The 16386-nt window shown below is 64.6% G+C and carries 14 protein-coding genes; 8 read left to right on the forward strand and 6 right to left on the reverse strand.

Annotated elements, in window-relative coordinates; genetic code table 11:
* Positions 1-15: 15 nt before the first annotated feature.
* Both CU_RS10415 and CU_RS10420 read right to left on the reverse strand, forming a co-directional pair.
* Positions 16-846 carry a serine hydrolase gene (locus CU_RS10415; protein WP_012360808.1) on the reverse strand — a complete coding sequence of 277 codons (831 nt, stop codon included), beginning with the start codon at positions 844-846 and terminating at the stop codon, positions 16-18.
* Positions 843-1703: a LysR family transcriptional regulator gene (locus CU_RS10420; protein ID WP_012360809.1), complete on the reverse strand. Its 861-nt coding sequence runs from the start codon at positions 1701-1703 to the stop codon at positions 843-845. The genes CU_RS10415 and CU_RS10420 overlap by 4 nt, the downstream gene beginning before the upstream one ends.
* 114 nt (positions 1704-1817) lie before the next feature.
* Between CU_RS10420 and CU_RS07900 the strand changes: the two genes are divergently transcribed.
* The 7 genes from CU_RS07900 to CU_RS07930 all read left to right on the forward strand — a co-directional run bounded on the left by CU_RS07900 (position 1818) and on the right by CU_RS07930 (position 9939).
* Complete coding sequence (locus CU_RS07900) at positions 1818-3485, forward strand: DNA repair helicase XPB (protein ID WP_012360810.1); 1668 nt, start codon at positions 1818-1820, stop codon at positions 3483-3485.
* A 21-nt stretch (positions 3486-3506) separates the two neighbouring features.
* A complete protein-coding gene (locus CU_RS07905; protein ID WP_012360811.1) occupies positions 3507-4178 on the forward strand; it encodes a DUF3239 domain-containing protein in 672 nt (223 codons plus the stop codon).
* A 124-nt stretch (positions 4179-4302) separates the two neighbouring features.
* The gene (locus CU_RS07910; protein ID WP_012360812.1) at positions 4303-4755 is read left to right on the forward strand and encodes a MarR family winged helix-turn-helix transcriptional regulator; all 453 of its coding nucleotides are present in this window, start codon (positions 4303-4305) and stop codon (positions 4753-4755) included.
* Positions 4756-4897: 142 nt separating this feature from the next.
* Positions 4898-5662 (forward strand): LamB/YcsF family protein, encoded by a 765-nt coding sequence (locus CU_RS07915; RefSeq protein WP_012360813.1) that lies wholly within the window; start codon positions 4898-4900, stop codon positions 5660-5662.
* On the forward strand, positions 5659-7350 hold the full coding sequence (locus tag CU_RS07920) for a 5-oxoprolinase subunit B/C family protein (RefSeq protein ID WP_012360814.1): 1692 nt from the start codon (positions 5659-5661) through the stop codon (positions 7348-7350). Before CU_RS07915 ends, CU_RS07920 begins: the two co-directional genes overlap by 4 nt.
* Positions 7347-9152, forward strand: coding sequence for an acetyl/propionyl/methylcrotonyl-CoA carboxylase subunit alpha (locus CU_RS07925; protein WP_012360815.1), 1806 nt, complete (start codon positions 7347-7349; stop codon positions 9150-9152). Before CU_RS07920 ends, CU_RS07925 begins: the two co-directional genes overlap by 4 nt.
* Positions 9153-9321: 169 nt before the next feature.
* Positions 9322-9939, forward strand: a complete 618-nt coding sequence (locus CU_RS07930) for a GntR family transcriptional regulator (RefSeq protein ID WP_012360816.1) — start codon at positions 9322-9324, stop codon at positions 9937-9939.
* 74 nt (positions 9940-10013) lie between these two features.
* Here the strand turns inward: CU_RS07930 and CU_RS07935 are convergent, their stop codons facing one another.
* The 3 genes from CU_RS07935 to CU_RS07945 form a co-directional block, all read right to left on the reverse strand.
* Positions 10014-10802 carry a putative hydro-lyase gene (locus CU_RS07935; protein WP_012360817.1) on the reverse strand — a complete coding sequence of 263 codons (789 nt, stop codon included), beginning with the start codon at positions 10800-10802 and terminating at the stop codon, positions 10014-10016.
* 17 nt (positions 10803-10819) lie between these two features.
* The gene (locus CU_RS07940) at positions 10820-12094 is read right to left on the reverse strand and encodes an NRAMP family divalent metal transporter (RefSeq protein ID WP_012360818.1); all 1275 of its coding nucleotides are present in this window, start codon (positions 12092-12094) and stop codon (positions 10820-10822) included.
* Between the two features lie 201 nt (positions 12095-12295).
* Positions 12296-13330 carry a hypothetical protein gene (locus CU_RS07945; protein ID WP_231837641.1) on the reverse strand — a complete coding sequence of 345 codons (1035 nt, stop codon included), beginning with the start codon at positions 13328-13330 and terminating at the stop codon, positions 12296-12298.
* A 171-nt stretch (positions 13331-13501) separates the two neighbouring features.
* Between CU_RS07945 and CU_RS07950 the strand changes: the two genes are divergently transcribed.
* Positions 13502-14707 (forward strand): cobalamin-independent methionine synthase II family protein, encoded by a 1206-nt coding sequence (locus CU_RS07950; protein ID WP_012360820.1) that lies wholly within the window; start codon positions 13502-13504, stop codon positions 14705-14707.
* Between the two features lie 75 nt (positions 14708-14782).
* Here CU_RS07950 and CU_RS07955 read toward each other — a convergent pair whose 3' ends face one another.
* Positions 14783-16300, reverse strand: coding sequence for a lipase family protein (locus tag CU_RS07955; RefSeq protein ID WP_012360821.1), 1518 nt, complete (start codon positions 16298-16300; stop codon positions 14783-14785).
* Positions 16301-16386 lie beyond the last annotated feature (86 nt).

Here is a 16386-nt window from a genome sequence, read left to right on the forward strand (position 1 = left end):
CAAGTGGCAGAAATTCTAACGAAGAGCGTCCACGAGCAGTCTAGCCACTTCGCCAATAGCACCATCGTGAGTACTCATTGCTTGTTCTGGCACCACCTGTTTCAGCATGATGGACACCACAATGGGCTCCTCGCCCTCAACCTGGATAATCGAAGCTTCACCATGGAGAAGTCCTACAGTGCCCGTTTTTCCATAGATATCAACGCCGCTTGGAGGAAAGCCTGAAGGAACACGGTGACGCCACACCTGCAACCCCAAGAGTTCACACATAGATCGACGTACCGCTGCACTATCGTCTTTCCAAACCTGTTCCAAGTCATTAGTTATTTCCGCCAACGAAGAGACTGCAGAAAACGCTATATCTGTACTACTCCCCCCTTGGGATTGAACATATTGACGCAATTGTTTCTCCGCCGTCACTAAGCTATTCCGATCTTGCAAGTCATAATGAGGTGGAAACCGTTTAAGAAATGCTTCTCGAGCCCACGCAGGCAGTAGACGCAAAATCTCGTGGGCGGCCACGTTATCTGACACCGATGCGACTTGTTTCATTAAGTCTCGGAGACTCACGTTCACTGCGTCATCAAAGGCAGCGAACCCATACCCTTCGTAAGTTCCTTTGGACGGTGCAACGTCAACACGAAGACGAGGATCCAGATCACCTCGTTGAATCGCTTCCAAAGTGAGGTGGAGGAGCCGGATTTTATATAAGGATGCCACCGTAATTTTCTCGTCTTGTTTGCGTCCGATAGTCACCCCATCGTGCAGTCGCGATGCACACCACCATCCCTCACACCCCGACCGCGTCAACACGTTTTCCAGGGCCATCTCCATCCGTGCAGTCATTGGTTAATCCTTCGACAAATTCTTTCGGCGACCGCCATGGCCTCGGCGCCATTGTCCATCCCACCTCGGCGAACCACTACATCCACGGAAAAATCGAAACGGGAAGGAAGCTCAATAGCATTGTCAAACTGGTGAAAACCGCGAAATACCAAAGACATCCCCTCCCCTCTTCCAATCAATAAGCCCCTACCTAGAGCATCCTCTGAATCATTAATTTCGCAAGACACACCCGACCGAAATAGCTCTCTCGCCAAACCACTGGCTGCACTTGAATTGTCATTCAGGTTCTCCACCAGCAGATTCAATTGAGACAAGGTCTTATCCAACCTTGAATACCCCGGCGGCACCACTAGATCACGTGACAGAGAAAACTGCCTCGCACTGCGGTGAGTACCCAAGGGAACCGGAGCTTGAACAAGCCCCGCATGAATAGCGCCTTCTTCAACACGGGCAAGAATCTCAACAGAAGGCAGTGACGACAAAACTACTCCATCATGCTGCTGTGCCTTTGCTGCAATACGCGATCCTATCTCGCTTGGAAGCGCACTACTGATGGCCAAACGAAACCCGCTTTGCGCACCACTTCGGATACCGTCAATCATCGAATGCATAGTCTGAAGATCGCGATTAATCACCCGGGCATATGGAAGCAAGGTCAACCCTGCCTCGGTTAGTTTCACTTCCCCCGCCCCTCGGATAAATAGCGGTGTACCTACACCAGCTTCTAAGCGCTTAATGGCATTGGAGACAGGCGGCTGACTCACTCCCAGTCGCGCTGCCGCCGCTGTAAAACTACCGGTCTCCGCTAAAGCCACGAAATACTGCCATTGGCGCAGATTTCCCGTCTGAGCAATCATGGGTCTCAGCATAGTGGAGCACGAGTTCGCACCACTGCAGCGTAAAATGATGTCTTTGGCTTGAGCAACACCGTCGCGGTGGCGTCGATAAACAAAAAGGAAGTGACACACAGCGTGGGCATTGGAAACGGACCGCTCATTGTGCAGTCGGATAAGACCGTGCTGCTGGAAATCGACCACGAACAGGCGCAGGAGGCGCGCACCGCGCTGGCACCGTTCGCGGAGCTGGAGCGCGCGCCGGAGCACGTGCACACCTACCGCATCACCCCGCTGGCGCTGTGGAACGCCCGCGCGGCAGGGCACGACGCGGAGCAGATCATGGACGTGCTGGAAACCTACTCGCGGTTCCCCGCCCCGCAGCCGCTGCTCATCGACATTGCCGACACGATGGATCGCTACGGGCGGCTGAAGCTCATCAAGCACCCAGCGCACGGGCTCGTGCTAGAGACGACGGACAGGGCTGTGCTGACGGAGATCCGGCGTCACAAAAAGATCAAGCCCATGTTGGGCGCAGAGATCGACGAGGACTCGATCGTTGTGCACCCTTCCGAGCGCGGCAGGCTCAAGCAGGAACTGCTGAAGGTCGGCTGGCCCGCAGAGGACCTGGCGGGATACGTCGACGGCGAGGCACACCCCATCGAGCTGTCGCAGGAACACGAAGAATGGCAGCTGCGCGACTACCAGGAGATGGCGGCCGATAGCTTCTGGGAAGGCGGCTCGGGCGTGGTAGTGCTGCCATGTGGTGCGGGCAAGACGATGGTCGGCGCGGCCTCGATGGCCAAGGCAAAGGCCACCACCCTGATCCTGGTGACGAACACCGTCGCGGGCAGGCAGTGGAAGGACGAGCTAGTGCGCCGCACCTCCCTGACGGAGGATGAAATCGGCGAATACTCCGGAGAGAAGAAGGAGATCCGCCCCGTGACCATCGCCACCTACCAAGTGGTCACGCGCAAGTCGAAGGGCGAATACCGGGCGCTGGAGCTGTTCGACTCCCGCGACTGGGGCTTAATCATTTACGACGAGGTTCACCTGCTGCCTGCCCCGGTGTTCCGCATGACCTCCGACCTGCAGTCTCGCCGCCGTCTGGGGCTCACCGCCACCCTGGTGCGCGAGGACGGCCGGGAAGGCGACGTGTTCAGCCTCATCGGCCCGAAGCGCTACGACGCGCCGTGGAAGGACATCGAGGCGCAGGGGTGGATCGCACCGGCGGACTGCACCGAGGTGCGGGTGCAGCTCAGTGAGTCCGAACGAATGGTTTATGCGACCGCCGAGCAGTCCGATAAGTACCGGCTGGCGGCCACCACCCCGGCGAAGAACCGCGTGGTCAAGAAACTGCTCGCGATGCACCCTGAGGAGCCTGCGCTGATCATTGGCGCCTACGTGGACCAGCTGGAGGAGATCGCCGAGGAGCTGGACGTGCCGGTCATCGACGGCAAGACCAGCACCGCGAAGCGGGAAAAGCTCTATCAGCAGTTCCGGGATGGGGAGATCACGACGCTGGCGGTGTCTAAGGTCGCGAACTTCTCGATCGACCTCCCGGGGGCTAGCGTGGCGATCCAGATCTCGGGCACGTTTGGTTCCCGGCAGGAGGAAGCGCAGCGCTTGGGTCGCATTCTGCGGCCGAAGCCGGATGGTGGTGGCGCCTTTTTCTATACCGTTGTCACGCGGGATACGCTCGATGCTGACTACGCAGCCCACCGCATGCGTTTCCTCGCGGAGCAGGGTTATGGCTACGGCATCATGGATGCGGCGGACCTGCCGGATCCGGTGGAAAATAATTAATAAGGAAGGCACATTTCAGCAATGACTGAGTTTCATGTCCCCGTCGAGGAGGACTACGCGCGGAAGCACAATGAGTTCTTCCGAGATGCGAAGCGCCTGCAGATTTCCGCCGCGATCCTGGGCGCACTGATGTTTGTAATCATCGCCATCCTGGTGGCCGTCAATGGTTGGCAGGGGCGCACGATCGGGTTCACGATCTCGCTGGGTATCTTCGGCGCCCTGTGCTGGATCATCATCCCCGCACTCCCGAAGGCGATGGGCAGCCCGCAGCAGTATTACGACATGTACCAGCTGGCCCCGGCAGTCATCGCGAAGGTCAATCCGCGCGACATGGTGCTGCTCTCTCTGGTGGACGCCAGCACGAAGTCGAAGGCCAACCCGGGTCCGAACCTGATCGAGCCAGCACTGGCCGCCCGCACGGTGACCTCCATCCCCGGGGTGCCGCGCGAGGTCGGGGCTCGGGTGCCGTCGATGGCGGTGACGGGTGCACAGCGTTCCCGTCGCTCAGAGCTCTTCCAGGAGGTTCTGCCGATGCCGGTGGCCTGGGGAACCAGCGACGAGAAGGTGTGGAAGGACGCCGAGCGGGCGATCCCGTCTAATCAGTGGCGCCGCCTGGAGGGGCTGATTGACCGCTGGGAGGAAGTCCAGAAGGATCGCCACAGCCTCGTGGTTTTGCGCGACGAACGCAAGTAGGCTACAAACACCCTAACCAAAGGGACTGTCAGTCCCGGCGGGTCGGGTCAGCCCGCCCCGCACAGCCCCCACCACCCCGCCCCTGTCCAGCGGGCACAACCTGAGCCCCGAAAGCCCTGGTGCCATGACCCCCAACGATCGCCTCGTTGACCTCGCCGCCGAGACGCGCGAATCGATCCGCTCGAGCGTCAATATGCTTCGCCGCGTCGATCACGCCTCTGGCCTCACCACCTCTCAACTCGCCACGCTGACCGCGCTGGAAGGTGGCCCGCTCACGATGTCCGAGCTCGCGGAGATTAAGGACGTCGCCCAGCCGACAATGAGCCAGCACGTCTCCCGCCTGGAGGGATGGGGACACGTGCGTCGCGTCTCGACGCCGGAGGACGGACGCATCGTCCGCGTCGAACTCACCCAGCACGGCAAAGAGGTCGCGGACAAGGCCAACCGCGCCCGCGACGAGGTGGTTGCCGCAGCCCTCGAGCAGCTCTCCGAGGAGCAGCATGCGGCTCTTCACGAAGGAATCATCATCCTTCGCGGGCTTGCCGAACAACTCCTCAAGTCTGACCAGGGCAAGTAGCCCGTAGCCGGCAACAGCTCGCCGGCACCTCATCGGCAGCTACAAGGGGAAGACCCCGAGAAGTAGCATTTAGCTTCGCCAGAAACGTGACGCAGCGTACACTCGAGGTACTGTTCAACAATTTCTGGAGGAGCTGATCCTTTTGACCTCCGCGCAGTTCATCGACTTAAACGCCGATCTGGGAGAATCAAACGCCGGCAACCCGGTGAGTGACGACGCCGCCATGATCTGCGTCGTCTCCTCTGCGAACACCGCCTGCGGCTTCCACGCCGGCGACCCGCACGATATCGCCAAAACCCTTGAGGCCGCCGCCGAGCGCGGCGTGACCATCGGAGCCCACGTCGGCTACCGCGACAAGCCCGGCTTCGGCCGCCGTTTCATCGACTACGCGCCCGCCGAGCTCGCCGACGAGGTGCTCTACCAAATCGGTGCCCTCGACGCACTGGCCCGTTCCCACGGCACCAAGGTCTCCTACGTCAAGCCCCACGGCGCGCTCTATAACACGATCGTGCACCACGAGGCCCAGGCCCAGGCCGTCGTCGACGGAGTGAAGGCCTTCGGCGACCTGCCGCTACTGCTGCTCCCCGGCTCCATCGCGATCGAGAAGGCCGAAGCCGCCGGACTGCGCACCGTCCGCGAGGCCTTCGCCGACCGCAATTACAACCCGGACGGCACCCTGGTCTCCCGCCGCGAATCGAACGCCGTCCTCCACGACCCGGACGCCGTGGCCGAGCGCGTCCTCCGCCTCGCCACCGAGGGCACGCTCACCGCAGTGGACGGCAGCGAGATCAGCATCGGAGCCGAATCCGTATGCATCCACGGGGACTCCCCCGGCGCGGTCGCCATGGCCGAGCACATCGCTGCCAGCCTGGATAGCGAAGGCATTGCTGTGAGGTCCTTCCTATGACCGACGCACCACTGACGCCTCGAACCATCCACCGGGCGGGAACGCGTGCCCTCCTGGTCGACCTCCCCGAGCTCGCAGAGGTCATGACCTGGCACGCAGCGCTGACGGCTCAGCCACTGGCCGGGCAGACCTCGGCCATCGCCGCTGCCCGCACCGTGCTGCTGGAGTTCGCCACCCCGCGCGATGCCCAGCGCGCAGTGGAAACGCTGGCCGGGTTCTCCCCCACTGCGGCTGGCCAGTCCACTCCACGCGAGGTCACCATCGACGTGATCTACGACGGCGAGGACCTAGCCAGCACCGCCGAGCACCTGGGCATCAGCACCGAGGAGCTCATCAGCCGCCACACCAGTCAAGCGTGGATGGCCGCCTTCGGCGGCTTCGCCCCGGGCTTCACCTACTGCGTGCCCGCCGATGCCAGCACCAGCGAAGGCGCCGAGAACTTCGAGTGGAGCGTGCCACGGCGCGCCAACCCCCGTACCGCGGTGCCCGCGGGCGCGGTCGGCCTGGCCGGCGAGTTCTCCGCCGTCTACCCCCGCCAGTCCCCTGGCGGCTGGCAGCTGCTCGGCCACACCAAGACCCCCATGTGGGACCCAAGCGCCGAACACCCGGCGTTGCTGAACCCCGGCGATATCGTGCGTTACCGCGCGGTCCGCGCCGAGGCCAGCGGCGCGGCGTCCTCGAATGCGGGGTCCGGCAAGGCGGCCTCCCAGCACAACCGCACCCAGGCGGCGATCCTTGGTCGCCCGGTCGCGACCCTCACGGACGCCGGCCTGCTCAGCCTCGTGCAGGACCGCGGCCGCCCGGGCCACGGCGATATTGGTGTGACCCGCTCCGGCGCGCTCGACCGGGCCAGCGCCCGCGCGGCCAACGCCGCGGTGGGTAACAGCTCCAGCGCCGCCGTCATCGAGAACATCGGCGGACTGCGCATCACCGCGAACGTGGATACCGTCCTCGCGGTTACCGGTGCAGAGGCCACAGTCGAGGTCAGTACCCGCAGCGGCCACAAGGTACCCAAGGCCCTGGCACAGCCGATCGGGCTGCTCGCGGGCGAGGAGCTCGCCGTGCGCCCCACCGGCACCGGGGCCCGCAACTACGTGGCGATCCGCGGCGGACTCGCCACGGACACCGTCCTCGATTCCGCCGCGAGCGACGTCCTATCCGGAATGGGACCGGCACCACTTGCGGACGGCGACTCGCTCAAGGCCGGGCGAGCCGCACGCACCGCGGTGGACCCCACGATCCTCAACCCGGCGGACAGCACCAACGCCGCAACCCTGCGCTGCGTACTCGGCCCCCGTCACGACTGGTTCGCAGAGCAGACCGTGCAGGACTTCCTCAGCACAACCTGGGAGGTCTCCGGCCAGTCCAACCGTATCGGGCTGCGCATGACCGGCCCCGAGGGTGCCGAGCTTTCCCGCGAGCGCGAGGAGGAGCTGGCCAGCGAAGGCATGCTGCCCGGCTCCATCCAGGTCCCGCCCAACGGCCTGCCCGTACTCTTCCTCGCCGACCACCCCGTCACCGGCGGGTACCCCGTCATCGCGACGGTCATCCCAGAGGACATGGACGCCGCCGGACAGCTCCCACCCGGCAGCACCGTCACCTTCCGCGCCGTCGACCCCGACACGCTGGCAGAACTGCCGATCAACCCCACCGACCAGAACACCGACACCCAGGAGGAAGAACAGTGAGCACCTTCTACAACGAACAACCGACCCCAGCACTTCCGCTGAAGAAGGTCCTCATCGCCAACCGTGGCGAAATCGCCGTGCGCATCGCGCGCGCCGCCCGCGACCTGGACATCGAATCGGTGGCGGTGTACTCCGACGCGGACGCTGATAACCAGCACCCGGTCTACGCCGACGAGGCCTACCCGCTGCGCGGGGAGTCCGCTGCGGATACCTACATGAACATCCCGGCCCTGCTGGACATTGCGGCCCGCAGCGGGGCGGATTGCGTGCACCCGGGCTACGGCTTCCTCGCCGAGAACGCAGACTTCGCCCGCGCGGTGCAGGACGCCGGGCTGGTGTGGGTCGGCCCCTCCCCGGAGGCCATCGAAACCCTGGGCGATAAGGTCGCGGCCCGCCAACTGGCTACCAAGGTCGGCGCCCCGCTGGCCCCCGGCACCGACCAGCCGATCGAGAGCTGGGAGGAGGCCCGGGACTTCGCCGCTGAGCACGGCATGCCAATCGCCATCAAGGCGGCCTTCGGTGGCGGTGGCCGTGGCCTGAAGGTCGTGCACGAGGAAGCGGACATCGAGGAGGGCTTCGCCTCCGCGGGTCGCGAGGCTAAGGCAGCCTTCGGTCGCGGCGAGTGCTACGTGGAGAAGTTCCTCACCAAGCCGCGCCACGTCGAGGCCCAGGTGTTGGCAGATACCCACGGCAATGTCCGCATCGTCGGTACCCGTGACTGCTCTGTGCAGCGCCGCTTCCAGAAGCTCGTCGAAGAGGCCCCGGCGCCGTTCCTGACCGATGAGCAGAACACTTCCATCTACGAGGGTGCCCGCGAGATCTGCCGCGAGGCGGGCTACACCGGCGCGGGCACGGTGGAGTTCATCGTCGCTGAGGACGGCACCGTCTCCTTCCTCGAGGTCAACACCCGCGTCCAGGTCGAGCACCCGGTCACCGAGGTGGTCTCCGGGGTGGACATCGTCCAGGAGCAGTTCCGCATCGCCGCTGGCCTGGAGCTGTCCTTCGACGCCGACCCCGTCCCGACCGGCCATGCCTTTGAGTTCCGCATCAATGCCGAGGACGCCGCGAACGGCTTCGTCCCCTGCCCAGGCCTGGTCCGGACCTTCGAACCGCCGACTGGCCCCGGCATTCGCGTGGATACCGGCGTGCGTTCCGGGTCCACCATTCCGGGCAGCTACGACTCGCTGATCGCGAAGCTGATCGTGTGGGGACCGAACCGCCAGGCGGCGCTGCGCCGCTCTGAGGAAGCCCTGCGGGGTCTGAAGATCGAAGGGGTGCGTACGGTGATTCCGTTCCACAAGGACATCATCCACCACCCTGCCTTCGCCGAGGATCACCTGGATGTGTACACGGACTGGGTCGATAAGGAGTACGTCCCAGGCTTCGGGGATGGCAACACCGACGTGGAAGCCTCCTACACGGAACGCACGGAGGTCAACATCGAGATCGACGGCAAGCTGCACCGGGTGGGCCTGCCGATGAGCGTGCTCTCCGGGCTGGGTGCTGCCCCGGCGCGGGGCTCGGCGGTTAGCGCCGAGACCGCAGCGGCGAAGGGCTCCGCTGGTTCCGCTGCATCCGAACCGGCGGGTGCGGATGCCATCACCTCCCCCTACGCTGGTGTGCTTATCAGCTGGAAGGTCGAGGACGGCGCTGAGGTCGCGGAGGGCGACACCGTGGCGATCATCGAAGCGATGAAGATGGAGTCCCCGGTCAAGGCGCCGGCTGCAGGCACGCTGCGCCGTTCCGATATCGCCGAGGGCGGCTCTGTGGCTCAGGGTGAGGTCCTGGCCCGCATCAGCTAGAGCTTCTGAACGGGCTGGGTACGGCGCGTAACCGGAGCCAGCCCCTCCCCTTGCAGGAGGCCCCACGGGTGTTGATTCTCCCCGTGGGGCCTCTTCCTAGGCGCTGCACTGCCCCTTAACCGCCTCCTGGCTTCCTGCCCTGGAGTGGCGTTGCCTAGGATTGTTCATCATGAGGTCCCAAACGGTCGCCAATCAACTCCGCCAGGAGATCTCCCGCGGGCGCTATCAGCCGGGGGAAAAGCTCAACGAGGTTCAGCTCGCCGAGCGCTTGGACGTGTCCCGAAATACCCTGCGCGAAGGCTTCGCCGAGCTCGCGAGCCAGGGCCTGGTGACCCGAATCCACCACCGAGGCGTGTTCATCGCCAAGCCCACGGTCGCAGATGTCGCGGACTTCTATACCGCCCGCGCCTTCATCGAACCGAATGCACTGCGCACCGCGGATGTCGACGTCCCCCGTCTCTCAACGATCGTCGCCGCGGCGGAACAGGCTCTGGAGGAGGGCGACCTCGCGAAGGTCGCGGACGCGAACCAGCGTTTCCACCGGGTCATCGTCGCTGGGGTGGGTTCCTCGATGGTCGAGGACATGATGGACCGCATCCTCGCGCTGATGCGCCTGGCCTTCCTCCAGGTTCTGGAGGCGGAGCCCGAGTTTCATGCCCCCTTCGTAGCAAAAAACCGCGAGGTCATGAACGCCCTCGAGAGGATGAACTTCAACGAGGCCGCGGACATACTCGAGGACTCGCTCATCTCCACCCCCACTGCGGTTCAGAAGTACCTCTCCCACTAACCCCCTGGCTCCACTAACCCCCTGGCTCCACTAACCCCTAGCCCCACTATCCCCTAGCGCCGAAAGGGCGCGTTTTAGGGGACCTGGTATTGCAGGTCGCGGGCGTCGGTGACCAGCATGTGTCCCGGCGCGTGGGCGATCGCCAGGCTGGGCTTGGTCTCCATCACCGCGGCCTGCGGGGTCACACCACAGGCCCAGAACACCGGGATGTGCCCGTCCGGGATCTCGACGGCGTCGCCGTAGTCAGGGGACGCGAGGTCGCTAATACCGATCGCGGCGGGGTCCCCCACGTGCACCGGCGCACCGTGGACCGCCGGGTAGCGGGAGGTCACACGGACGGCGTCCGCAATCTGGGACGCAGGAATCGGCCGCATCGAGACGACCAGCGGACCGTGGAACCTCCCCGCGCGGGCGGTCGGGATCGACGTCTTGTACATCGGCACGTTCCGCCCCTGCTCGATATGGGCGACCGGAATGCCGTTATCCAGCAGAGCACCTTCGAAGGTGAATGAGCAGCCGATGAGGAAGCTGACGAGGTCATCGCGCCAGAACTCGGTGACATCCGGGTACTCGCCTGCCAGCTCACCGTCGCGGTAGACGCGGTACTTCGGGATGTCGGTGCGGATGTCCCCGCCGGGCAGCAGCTCGGAGTTCAGCTGACCCGGCTCGAGCACCCCGAGGATGGGGCAGGGCTTGGGGTTGCGCTGGGCAAAAAGCAGGAAGTCGAAGGCGTACTCCTTCGGCAGGACCATGAGGTTGGCCTGCGCGTAACCATCCGAGTAACCGGTGGTCGGCACGGCCACTCCCTCGCGGAAGGCAGCGCGGGCAGCTGCCGGCGACATCTCGTGCGTGCTGGTACTCATCTCGACCTCCTCTTCGCCTAGGCCCACATGGCGACGATCCCGGAGAGGGAGCGCCAGCCGAGCCAGAGGGTCAGCAGCCAGGTGATCGCACCAATGGACCACAGCCACACCGGGTACTTGTAGCCCTTCAGCAGGTCGCGGCGGCGCCAGGCCACCCACAGCACCACGCCGAAGCCGATCGGCAGGATCAGGCCGTTGAACGCACCGGCGAAGATCAGCAGCTTCTGCGGCGCCTGGTTCAGGATGACGTAGGCGACGGCACAGACCAGGATGAATGCGAGGGTCAGCAGGTTGCGGGTGCGCGGTGCGATCTTCTGCGTGGTCACGAAGCTCACGGAGGTGAAGGACGCGCCGATGACGGAGGTCAGGCCGGCAGCCCACAGGACGATGCCGAAGAAGCGGACGCCGATCTCGCCGGCGGCGGCGCGGAAGGCATCGGCGGCGATGTTGTCGCCGGACAGGGCCACACCGGAAGCGACGACGCCGAAGATGGCGAGGAAGAGCAGGGTGCGCATCACGCCGGTGACGAGGATGCCGGTGACGGAGACGCGGGTGATGTCCTTGGCGTGCTCCGGGCCGGTCAGGCCGGAGTCGATGAGGCGGTGGGCGCCGGAGAAGGTGATGTAGCCGCCAACCGTTCCGCCGATGAGGGTGGTGATGATGACGAAGTCGATCTGATCCGGAACCACGGTCTGCTTCAGCGCCTCACCGACGGGTGGGGCGGATACGATGGCCACGTAAATCATCAGCAGGATCATCAGGGCACCGAGGATCACGACGATGCGGTCCAGGGCTGCACCGGCCCACTTGGAGAGGAAGACCAGCGCGGCGACCAGCGCGGAGATCGCGCCACCGATGATGGGGTCGACGCCGAGCATTGCGTTCGTGCCGAGGCCCGCGCCACCGATGTTGCCGATATTGAAGATCAGGCCGCCCACGAAGACGAACGCGCCCATGACCCAGCCGAGGCCTGGGACGACCGCGTTGCCGAGCTCATTGGCTCGCATCCCGGAGACACCGAGGACGCGCCAGACGTTCAGCTGGATGGCGATGTCCACGAGGATCGACACCAGGATCGCGAAGGCGAAGGCGGCGCCCAGCTGGACGGTGAACACGCTGGTCTGCGTGATGAAGCCTGGGCCGATGGCGCTGGTGGCCATCAGGAACATGGCACCCATAGTGGTTGCGCGGGTGGCCCGACGCTTTGCCTTAGCAGCCTTGGCGTCAGTGCTATCCACTGGGGTAGAGGCTGCTCCTGGCTGTGTTTCAGCCTGGTTGGGATTCGTGGTCATAGTCGCACCTTTCCATCAGTGATTTAGGTCACTTTATAGGATTGTTCAACGAAGACCAAGGGCGGGGGTAATGTCACTCTCCCCACGTCGGGGCGCTTATGGCGCCCAAGGGACGCCGGCGGGACATCGACCAAGCAGCAGCTGCAAGACGCCAGCACGAAACAGCATCACACCCCTACCGCGACGTGTGGCGATCGACGCTTAGCGGCGAGAGAGCCACTGCCCGGCTGCGCTCACCCGCTCGCGCCACACGGTCGGCGGAGCGATGATGTGCTCACTCAGGAACTCCTGGGTGTCGACCTCGGAGAAAACGGACTTCGCGAAGCTCGCCGCGCGCTCCGCCGGGGTGGCGCGCGAGTCCTCGCTGGCAATAGAAAGCAGTGCCGGAATACCCAGCTTCTCCCCCTCCAGTTCCTCCAGCGGGCCCGCGATACGTGGGCTCAGCGCCGCCACCCACGCCGCTTCGCGCAGGGCCTGGGCTGCAGCGACCAATCCGGAGCCGAATGCCACGATTCCGGCCCGAGCCTCATCGCAGCCCAGGGCCTCGGCGCTGCCGCGCACGGCGTCGAAGGCCTGTCCCACGGCCGCGACCGTCGCCTCCCAGCCCCGCGCGCCATCGCCGCCAGCCAGGGGCAGCGGATAGGTCAGATCCACGATGGTGACGCCGGACTGCTGGGCCAGCGCTGCGAACAACGGCTGCCAGAGCTGCTCGTGCGCCTGCTGATCACCGAACCAGCCCGGCCCACCGTGCAGAGAGATCGCGAGCGCACCGGTGGGCTCGTCCGGGCGCAGCACCGTCGCGCCCACGCCCTGCGGAAACTCGGCGACGCCAGGTTGCCCCACCGGCCACGCCGCGGAGCTAATACCTTCCCGGCAGAACGCCACGTGCGGCATCGCGTGATCCAGACCTGCGCCCAACACCAGCTGGCTGCTGTGAGTCAGCAAGTCCGGGACCTTCGACCACATGCGCTCCGTGGCCGCTGTAAGTTCCTGCGGAACCGGCTGACCCTGCTGCATGTATTCCGCCCCTTCGTCGGTCGTCAGCGAGCGGAAGATCTCCGGGTAGTTGTCCTCGAAGAAGTTATTGAGCTGCACCAGCTGCTCGGCAGGGGTCAGCGGCTCCACGCCTTCCTGCACATCGCGGTGTGCCCCCGGCAGGCTCGCGATATCGGAGTTCGGGGTGGCCCCCAGGGTCTTGGCGTTTTGATCAGTGCTGTTCTTCTCACCATCGGTCATGCCTTCGATCTTAGTTCCCCCTCCCAGACACGGCTCTGGTCGCGGCACCGGCATGCCCCGGCGGTCTACCAGCCCCACTCATTCAGGCCGTCTCCCGGCATAGATACACTGGGCAACACCCACAGCCAGTGGCAACGCTGGCCCCACGACCAAGGAAAGCGAAAATAGACGATGAGCGTCAACATCAAAACCACGCACGTCGGCAGCCTGCCGCGTACGAAGGAACTACTCGAGGTCAATAACAAGTTCGCCGCCGGCGAGATCGAGCGTGAGGACTTCCTGGGCATCCTGCAGGAGTCCATCGACAAGGTCGTCGCCAAGCAGCACGAGATGGGCGTGAGCATCATCAACGAGGGCGAATACGGCCACGTCACCAGCGGTGCCGTCGACTACGGCGCCTGGTGGAACTACAGCTTCTCCCGCCTGGGTGGGCTGACCATGACCGACGAGGACCGCTGGGCCAACCAGGAGGCTATCCGTTCCGAGCCGGGCAACATCCGCCTGACCAGCTTCGCCGACCGCCGTGACCGCACCCTCTTCCGCGAGGCATACGAGGACCCGGCCTCCGGCATCCTCACCAACCGCGCCTCCGTCGGTAACCCGAAGATCACCGGCCCGATCACCTACATCGGCAAGGACCAGATCGACACCGACGTCCAGCTGCTGACTAACGCCATGAAGAAGACCGGTGCCACCGAGGGCTTCGTCGCCGCCCTGTCCCCGGGGTCCGCGGCCCGACTGAAGAACGAGTACTACGAGACGGATGAGGACGTCGTCTGGGCCTGTGCCGACGCGATGGCGGAAGAGTACCGCGCCATCACCGATGCTGGGCTGACGGTATCCATCGACGACCCGTCGCTGGCGGAGTCCTGGGACCAGATCAACCCGGAGCCGTCCATCGAGGACTACCGGGCGTACATCCGCACCCGCGTGGACGCCATCAACCACGCCGTGAAGGATCTGCCGCGCGAGCAGACCCGCCTGCACATCTGCTGGGGTTCCTGGCACGGCCCGCACGTCACCGACGTGCCGTTCGGCGATATCGTCGAGGAGATCCTGCGCGCCGAGGTCGGCGGCTACTCCTTCGAGGGCGCTTCACCACGCCACGCCCACGAGTGGCGTGTCTGGCAGGACCACAAGCTGCCGGAGGGCACCGTGATCTACCCGGGTGTAGTCTCCCACTCCACGAATGTGGTGGAGCACCCGCGCCTGGTCGCGGATCGCATCATTCAGTTCGCTGAGCTCGTCGGCCCGGAGAACGTCATCGCGTCGACGGACTGTGGCCTGGGCGGTCGCCTCCACGAGCAGATCGCATGGGCGAAGCTGCAGTCCCTCGTCGAGGGTGCGGAGATCGCCAGCCGCGAGCTCAACGGCTAAAAGCCCGCAGCGTACGCTGCGGGCTTCGCCGGAGCCGCCGGCCTGCGACCCGCTGGCACTAGCGTCGGCTAGTACTTAGTCCCGGGCGGAGCTGCCCAGGAAGGGCTGGCTGGACCCCAGGAGTCCATACCCCTCGGAGGAGGACTGGCTCGAGCCCTGCAGGGAAGACTCGGTGGTGTAGTTCCCACCCTCGCCCTTGACCGGCAGGTCGTTGAAGCGGGCGATGATGAAGTCCAGACCATACGGAGCTCCAGTTGCAGCCTGGGCGAGGTGGTTGTACTCGCCGATCGGCGGCATGAAGTCATCCTTGTAGACGACGCTGGCGCCCTTATCGCGCCAGGTCTTCGCCAGGACCTTCGCCTGGTTGTACTCGACGTTGCGGTCGTAGCGACCGGAGACGATCATCACCGGAGCCTCTGGCTTGCCGTTACCGATCTTCTGATCCTCCAGCGCCTTCTGCGCCGCTGGCATGTCCTTGAGCAGCTCGGTCAGGGAGCGGCCATCCTTGGTCCAGTTGCGGGTCTCCTGGTGGCCGAAGTTGTCCATGATCTCGTCGGTGCACATCTCGGCGGTCGCGGCCAGGGCCTTCTCACCTTCCTCGTTGAGGTGCTCCTCCAGCAGCGGACGCAGCTCCGGGTAGCGGGCCAGCATGCCGTTGATGGTGAAGCCGATTGCGCCCATCAGGTCGGAGCCGTCGATATTCTGCTGCACGGCGTTCAGGTCTGCCGGTGGCGCGGAGGCGTAGGCACCCGCGACGTCGAGGTCCTTGCCGTAGTTCGGGGCCTCCTCGACGGCCGCGGTGGACGCGCCGCCACCCTGGGAGTGGCCGTAGAAGGCGACCTTCCCGAACTTCCCGCCATTCTTCTCGACGATGTTGCGCGCCGCGCGGCCCGCGTCGATCATCGCGTGGGCCTGGTCGAGGCGGTTCATGTAGGTGTGAACCTCGTCGGTGCCCATGCCGATGTAGTCGGTGACGATGACGCGCACGCCGTACTTGGCGAACGCGACGTCGTAGATACCCTCGAGGTTGACACCACGCCCGCTCTGGACCGGGTCCTGGAGGTTGTGCAGCGGCCAGTTGCGGGTCGGGGCGCACTTATCGCCTTGGCCGACGGTGCCGCGGCCGATAATGACGGTCGGGCGCTCGCCCTTACCCTTCCACTCGGCGCGCGGCTCCATGATGTAGCCAGTCACCGGGGTGAGCTCGCCGTGTGCGTTGGTGGTGGTGTACATGATGCGGTCGACGGTCTTCGGGACGTAGCCCTTCATGCCCCGCGGTGCGGGGTTATAAGGCACAGTCTCGGTCTTGAGGATCTCACCCGGAGTGGTCGTGGTGACGCCATCAGTGTCGTAGAAGGCGTCATGATCGCCCTGCTCCGGCGCCTTCCCCGTGCCGGAGGAACCGAGGGCCCCGCCCTCGCTGGAACCAACGGAGGACAGCGTTACGCCGAAATCCTGGTCCTTCGAGGAGGATTCGTCAGCGTGCGCGACGAACCCGGCCCCTGCGATCAGAGTGGTGGAAAGAATACTGGTGGCAATGAAAGATGCGGAACGAGCTCGCCACGGCCGTCCCCCTCGTGTGATCTTCGTCATAGGGGGGATTAAACATCACACGTTGGTAATTTGTTGGCAAAACGAAGTAATTGCTTTAAGAAAACTATATTTGCGCTGGTAGTGCC

This window comes from Corynebacterium urealyticum DSM 7109 (assembly GCF_000069945.1).
In the GTDB taxonomy this organism is placed as follows: Bacteria; Actinomycetota; Actinomycetes; order Mycobacteriales; family Mycobacteriaceae; genus Corynebacterium; species Corynebacterium urealyticum.